This is a genomic window from Desmonostoc vinosum, assembly GCF_059505385.1.
This window is the reverse complement of record NZ_JCACKM010000236.1, coordinates 1-7,436: the sequence shown is the minus strand read 5'-3', so window position 1 is coordinate 7,436 and position 7,436 is coordinate 1. Positions and strand designations below refer to the sequence as shown.

At 42.2% G+C, this 7,436-nt stretch carries 5 protein-coding genes; all 5 read right to left on the bottom strand.

The features are described from left to right. Positions 1-885 precede the first annotated feature (885 nt). Entirely contained in the window at positions 886-1,797 is a 912-nt protein-coding gene (locus tag AC5JMF_RS27280; protein ID WP_495798842.1) for a Bpu10I family restriction endonuclease, read from the bottom strand. 81 nt (positions 1,798-1,878) lie between these two features. Beyond that, positions 1,879-3,123: a DNA methyltransferase gene (locus AC5JMF_RS27275; protein WP_495798841.1), complete on the bottom strand. Its 1,245-nt coding sequence runs from the start codon at positions 3,121-3,123 to the stop codon at positions 1,879-1,881. Positions 3,124-3,452: 329 nt separating this feature from the next. Then, a complete protein-coding gene (locus AC5JMF_RS27270) occupies positions 3,453-4,883 on the bottom strand; it encodes a PLL family lectin (RefSeq protein WP_495798840.1) in 1,431 nt (476 codons plus the stop codon). A gap of 376 nt (positions 4,884-5,259) precedes the next feature. Then, positions 5,260-6,153 (bottom strand): helix-turn-helix domain-containing protein, encoded by an 894-nt coding sequence (locus AC5JMF_RS27265; protein WP_495798839.1) that lies wholly within the window; start codon positions 6,151-6,153, stop codon positions 5,260-5,262. An 817-nt stretch (positions 6,154-6,970) separates the two neighbouring features. Next, the gene (locus tag AC5JMF_RS27260; RefSeq protein WP_495798838.1) at positions 6,971-7,291 is read right to left on the bottom strand and encodes a transcriptional regulator; all 321 of its coding nucleotides are present in this window, start codon (positions 7,289-7,291) and stop codon (positions 6,971-6,973) included. Positions 7,292-7,436: the final 145 nt, after the last annotated feature.

The following is a 7,436-nucleotide window of genomic DNA, read 5'->3' as shown; positions in this document are numbered from 1 at the left end:
TAATTCGTAATTCGTAATTCGTAATTCGTAATGACGCGACGCTCCTGTGTCGCTACCGCTGACGCTCGTACCTCGCTACCGCTTCGCTAACGCTAACGCTAACGTAATTAAGTTTTGTAATGAGGATTTAGCGCAAAGTCACTCTTTGGGTTTCCTCCTCACTGACGGCAGTTGTTCATGGGGGAAACCACGCCACTTGCTTCAATCCGGGAAACCCGTCCAACGCAGTGGCTCCCCAAGATCACACTGCCTCAACTTTGTAAGACAGACCCCAACACAAAACTTGTCGATTATAGAACTGGGGGACTTAAACCCACGAAACTAGTTAATTGTGACGAATTAAATCTTGCTTAGTGCCTGCTAAATTTATTAACTCACGCTAACAACCAACCAAATAACTCCCTGACTGTTAGCCGTAACTCGGATGCCAAATCTGGTACAGGAATTAAAGCATCCAAGTCATCTAATAAAATTGGTTGTTGATTGCGGAGTAGAATCGTTTGTTAACCTCTACGGTTTTTCCGGCTTTTGCCACAATTCTCTCAATCTCAGCGACAAGCTTCTCAAGTTTTTTTCCGTCTTCTCTTGGCATTCTTTAAGTTTTTGATACTGACTAAGCTAAAAAACATCTAAATTACATAATCAAATTAAATAAAACTCTTGTGGGGTGGGCATCTTGCCTGCCCTAATTATGCAAATTATTATGTGGAACAGCTTACTACCCTTAGTGTACTGCCCTAACCAAAAGCGAAGCAGGCTAACGGCTAAAGTGAGCGGCGGCAGATATGACCTAGACGAAGCGCAAAGACTCTGTACCGTCCGCTCCACTGTTTTGTTAGCCTGCGCTTTCGATCTTAGCTAATTGGGAACGGAATACCTCACAACCTAAAAATGACCGCGCTTTAACACCTGATCAACTCTAGGAGCAGTATCATTCACCAAAGTCTGGATTTTATCAATCATCCTTTGAAAAACGTCAGGGTAATATTTTGAAGCATCAATAAAATCAGCATATTCCTGTCGGTACTCTCTCCTGGATTCTGGCGTTCTGTATTCTTGTCGAATATTTGCAGACATACGCCTAGATTTTCTGACAATCAATACATCATCAATCTGTGTTGAGGTAATTGATACTGGAGTCATATCTAAAAACTCACACACCAAAAAATAGAGCGAGCTAGGGACAGCTATCTTAAGATCTCTGCTGGTAGCTACAGCCTCTTGGAACATCGTTTTATCCAGATTGGTTTTACACTCAGCACAAATGTAGCCAAGATGAGATTCAACAACTTTAGAACCTGTAAAATCACTATTAAAAGCAGCTTTTAGATATAGCTTCTTTCCTAATACAAAGTCTTGGTTTTTCGTTCTCAAAGTTGGTTCACCCCCTTGACCCGGATTACCGAGAGAAGAAAGGAAACTTAAGCCTGAAAAAGTGCTTTTAGTACCAATTTTAAACGAATCATCGATTCCCCTTAAACTTCTATATACCAGTTGAGGCAAGAACTCTTCTAAAATCGTATTATCAAGTTTAAGTTGACCTTTCTGACGATACAGAAAGTTGTCTGGGCTGTCGAAGATCAAATCAAGTTCGATAAATCTCTTGTAACGGTTAGTTGCTTCAACCAATCTTTCTACGGTATCAGGTTGTCCACTTTCTACAGATTCAAGTTCCCGAATCCATTGTTGATATTTTTTCTGTGCTTCTTCCACTGCATCTCTGTCAGCAGCAGGGAGTCTAGAGTTACTTAAACAGGCTAAAAGCTTGTCGTAGTGAGGTGTTGGTAACTGAGGCATTGGTTTATTATTCTTTGTTGAATCGTAAACTGCTGAGTGAGAAGTAGTTAGTTGACTGATATCATGATGAGAATTAGCTAACTAACTAGTGAGAATAGGAGATTTACCTAATTTTGGTACTTTCTCAATCGCATCAATGAGACTGTGCTTATTTCCATCAGGGACAACTGCTAAGCCACAAATCAGAATCTCATGAGCGACACTCCTCGCAATTTCATCCCAGTTTGACGTTGACATCTCAATATCTCTTTTAACGAGATGCAAAATATCCTCGCGAATATTTTTCCCAAATTTATTTTTGAAGGTGCGCTTTTGAGTCGTTACTAATTCAAAAGCACCTGATCTTCTTGAAATATTGGAGATAATTTCTGAATTGCAGAATGGCACGCCTAAGACATTAGATTCATACCCCACTACAAAAATCAAACGAGAGTTAGATTTGCAAACACGATGCATCTCTTTTAGAACAAGAGCCATATCTAGACAGTATTGAATTACTGTAAAAAATCGATTGGCGCGGTTCGCTCTGTTTGAGCCTATTTCGGATTTAGCTATTTTGAGTAAGTCCCAACCTAGTGTCTCTGCTGAACGTCTGTAATTTTGGTGGTAGTTAAAAACATTAATATATGGAGGAGATGTAACAACGAAGTCTATAGTTTCTTCCGCAAGAGGTAGACTACGTGCATCGCAAAGTGAGGTAGTAACTGGTAAATCAGAATATGGCAGATTATCGATGACTCGGCAAAGAGAAGTAAAGGTATGGTGAATGCGATCCACAGTAAGGGAATTATTCGCCAAATCAAGCAATATCACTGATGCATCTATAATTGCCTTCTCATTGCTACTTGCGTGATCGTAAATGTTTGAGAGAGTTTGCTGAAAGCTGGCTAATTCAACCTCTTTAGGCAAACTCGCATTAAAGAGAATTTGCCTTGGGAAATAGCTTTCCAGTTTATCTCGTACTAAATTGAGACTCTCTGCACGTTTACTGCTTTCAAGATTGGCAAATCCGTATATTTTACTAAGAATCCATGCTGCTGGATTCACTTCGTATCCAAAAGCTTGAAGACCGAAACATGCCGCTTCATACAGAACAGTGCCACTACCTACAAAAGGATCAAGAACAGTTGCATTCCTCGGACAGTAAGTAAACAATAAGCTTTCAATTAACTGAGGTGAAAACTGTCCACGCCATGTAAATATATTTGAACGAGTTTTATCTTCGATATCTAAGACGTTTTGAGAAATTGGTATGTCAAACTTACTCAGTTTTTGCGTCAAAAACCTTTCTCTCAACTTGTTCAATAAAAATAAGCTACCTTGCATCGGTTACACTTTAAGACTAAGTTGCCTGCTAAATACCTCACATTGCTGAAATGCAATCAGAAGGCAAATTATATCTGATTTCTGGCTTAAGTGAACTAGCAAAGACTTAAGATTCAATGAGATGACTTAAACATTCTTCATAAAGGAGATAGCTTCGCCAAACGTAGACAGATCGACTTAAAGCTACCACAGCCTACAAACGAAGCAGGCTAACAATTGAGATGAGCCGCCGCACATAATCTAGAACACTCAACACGTAATCTATCGACGGTCGGCTCCATCAATTTGTTAGACTGCGCTCACTTGCTTCAAAGACGATATGGGTTAATCTATGGCTTCCAACTACCATCAAACCATTTGTGGTAGAGCGCAAAATCACCGCCCCTTACAAAGACATCAATTCTGTTATTGCTCCAAGAAACTGCGGTTGGATCTGATGTGAGAAAACCACCCAGAGATTCCCAATTAGACCAGCCATGTTCGTCAAAATATCTGTGCCACAGCGCGTTGTCTTCACCCCGCACGTAAACATCCAGATGTCCTGGACGGGCTGAGCAAACGTCAGGACTAGAACTCAGACTGCCGCCCAAAGATTCCCAATTAGACCAAGCACCATCGAACCACCTGTGCCATAGTGCGTTGTCTCCACCTCGTGCAAAAACATCGATTCGATTATTTCCCCATGACACAGCCGTTGGATCTGAGGTGAGAATTCCACCTAGAGGTTCCCACTCAGACCAGCCGTGTTCATCAAAGTATCGATGCCACAGCGCGTTGTCACTGCCCCGCACGTAAACATCCAGGTGTCCTGAACGGGCTGAGCAAACATCAGGTCCAAAGGTTAGTTCACCCCCCAAAGATTCCCACTCAAACCAATCACCATCGAACCATTTGTGCCATAGCGCGTTGTCTGCGCCACGAGCGAAAACATCAATCCGACCATTAGCCCAAGAGACAGCACTTGGATCTGAGGTTAAGATTCCACCTAAAGATTCCCAGTCTGACCAACCACCATCGAACCATTTGTGCCATAGTGCATTGTCACCACCACGAGCAAAGACATCCAGTCGTCCGGATGACCACGAACAAACGTCAGGTCCCGAATTCAGAAATCCTCCCAACGGTTCCCAACCCGTAACCGGAGGTTTTGAAAGAGCAGCAGCGGATGTTCCTAATGGGGACGGTTTTCCATCGCTGTTTAGGGCGATACCGCCCGAAAATACGACGTAATACAAGGAATTTTCCTTTTTGCTTCCTACAAATATACCTGTAGCAGCGTCAGCTTCACCTTTTCTCCCTGCAAGCTCAGGGCTAATCACAGAGAAGCTACCAAGTATATCATCGTCACTTCCAGAATCTCTTTCCCAAAAATAGACTGTTTTCGTCGTATCGTATGGAATTCGTAGATCAGGGGTGGCTCGACGGTTTTTATCACCAAATGCAAAATAGTCGCCAGCAGGCCATATCTTTTGCTGTCTTTCCTGGTCAGAAAGACTAATATAGAAATCATCTGAGCCATCAAGGCCAAGACGGTCAATCAGATCGGTTACCTGCTTCCATACGTCTCCCGCCGCGTTTATTGCATCTTTTAGCACACTAAGAGGAGTCAATCCTGTTAACGCTCCAGCCGTTCCTAGCAGCCTGTTCTGTGCGCCCAAGATGTCATTTAAAAGTTTCGAGAACGCTGCATCATTCTCTTTCCAGAAAACACCTGTACCTGTTGTTATACATTCTATGTACAGAATGCGCAGTGTCGGCATGATTGTATCCTCCAGTAATTTCCACTTAGAGTTGATTAAAAATCCACGCTTACAAGCTATTTTCTCTATCGCGATCACTCCTCTCGCAGTAGATCGTCCTTGCGTGTCGTGGATGTTGAGTTTTGCAGGGTGTCAAAGATGACCAGATCATTGTGAACGAATGCTCGACCTAACCCAACCTACGAGAGGGCAATCAACTGATTGATAGATCAAGAAGTTTGCCCATCTAAATCTGATTTTGCGAGGACGATCGCAACTTACGCAGTACCCTTGCAGGTAATTTCTACGTAGATTTATGTAGGTGTTACCGTATTTAGTCTTATCTAAAGCAAAATTTTTGTATTCTAGATTCTTGCGATCGCATTCCAAGTTCTTGCTATTTTTCGCGTAGAAATATCATCGGTGTGACTCCTACACAACGTTTGAAATGATAATTTAGATGTCCTTGACTGGAAAAGCCAACGGATATTGCGATTTCCGATAGGGGCATCCCGCGATTCAGTAGGAGTTGTTTGGCACGATCGATGCGACAGCGAATATGGTATTGGTGGGGCGAAATCCCAAGGGACTGTTTGAAGAGTCGGGAAAAGTGATAAGGACTCAACTGAACCAAGTTGGCAAGTTCAGCGAGGCTGACTTCTTGATCGAGCGCATCCTGGATGTGATCTAGGACTTGCTTGAGTTGTTGTTGAGAAAGTCCGCCTTGAGGACACTTCACCGTACTTTTGTGAGTGGAGTAACGGGTAAGCAGATGGACAGATAGCGCATTTGCCATTGCATCAGCGTAGAGGTGGGTCGTGGTTCCATCAATTTCTAGCGAGGTTTTGAGGGCGATCGCAATTTGCTGGATTAAGGGATCAACTCCAGAAGATAATTTGGGTTCTAGGACAATCCCATCTTTAAGACCAAGCTCTGTTGCAGTACGGTGAAGTAAGTTGGGAACTAAGAAGAGATGTATGGCTTCTGCTTCTTGATACGACTGAAATGATTGGCGTAAATTAGCAGGGTATAAGCCGATGTCTCCAGTCGGCAGGGCATCAATGGTCTGAACTTGCCCATCGACAGTCCGTTCTGCTCTGATGGGTTCGCCAGTATTGATACAGAGGGTGTGGTGCGACGAGGTATGCGCGGGAATGTACAATGCAGGCTGACGCGAATAACTTAACTGTAGTTCTTTCCAATTTGCCGACGCACTAGAGAGAATGATTGGACTAGGAAGTGAATGATCGCGATCGCGATTATCAACGAATTCTATTGCAGGAAATTTCACAATTGCTTTTTGCTTTTATAGTTTGTCTAGCAATCCCGTCTTGACCTCATTCTGAATATGAACTAACTGATTTTTGTACTATCTCAAGTGAGGAATAAGCAGCCTAACTATTTATTATACGGGTGCGATTCGTTACTAGCATAAAAGTATTGACCTATGGAGGCAAGCTATAAGCTAGAGGGGTGAGTAACCTAGAAAACCCTAACTGTTCAGTAGATGTGAGTGAGCCAAAACGGCAAACCTCACCCGTCAGGAGCGACGTGACTCCCAATCTGCCCACAGTGACCATACTCGGAATTATGGAGGCTGAAGCTAGGCTGTAAACTTTGTACTCTTTTGCCCATAAGGGTTCATGCAGAAAGTGTGTTGACTATTTTTGTGGAAAAACGGCTGTTCCAGCCGTTTTTCCACAAACAAAAAAGAACACGAATAATTTTCCGCAAAATCGCCTAAAAACCAACAAAGTCAACAGCCTAGACTACATCCCTTATATTCTCGCTGCATTATGCGGAAGATAGCAGCAAACTCCGAGGAGGGGATAGGCAAATTGGACTACCCTAAACCATCAAAATAATCGAAGGAACGGAACGAACCTAGACCCGAAAGGGCGAGGGGACAAGAGCATGTTCGTAAGTCAGGTTTTGCACGACTAGAAGATATTGTTACCAGGTTAACTACTGTTCAAGAGGGTATTACCAACCTGTTGGCATCCCTAGACAATGACCGTCCTACCATTTTGAGAAAGCTGAATACAATTGAGAATAAAGTTGATAGGTTGCTAGAAAAAAGTGAAGACAATAACCTATAAATATCTTTATTATTCTTTCTCTACAATCCCAATCCTGTAGCCTAAAGCATCTAAAAACTCAATTAAAGCCAAAATTTCCTGACCACCAGTTTCTAGAAGCATTTTATCCAACTTTTCAAAATGCTGTTGTCTAACCTCTGAAAAATCACCTAATTGTTTTCTTGCTTCTACAACTTCTTCTAATGTCAATTGCAATAAATTTGCATCATATCCTTCTTCATCCAATTCCAACATGACGCTAATATAACCAGCAGTACGTTCTGGGTTTTTTAAAGATTCAATTAAATATTCTCGATAATGTCTACTTCTTTGGGTTTTGACTTCGCTCATAATCTCTTCAATAGACCTCTTGCAAAAGTCGGATACTCGCTAGAAAATAAATTTTCTGGCTGATAACTCAAGTCGCTTGAAACCGACTAACAACAGTATTTTTAGTCCGTTTCAACGGACTTTTGCTATTAGGCAGAGACTTGAG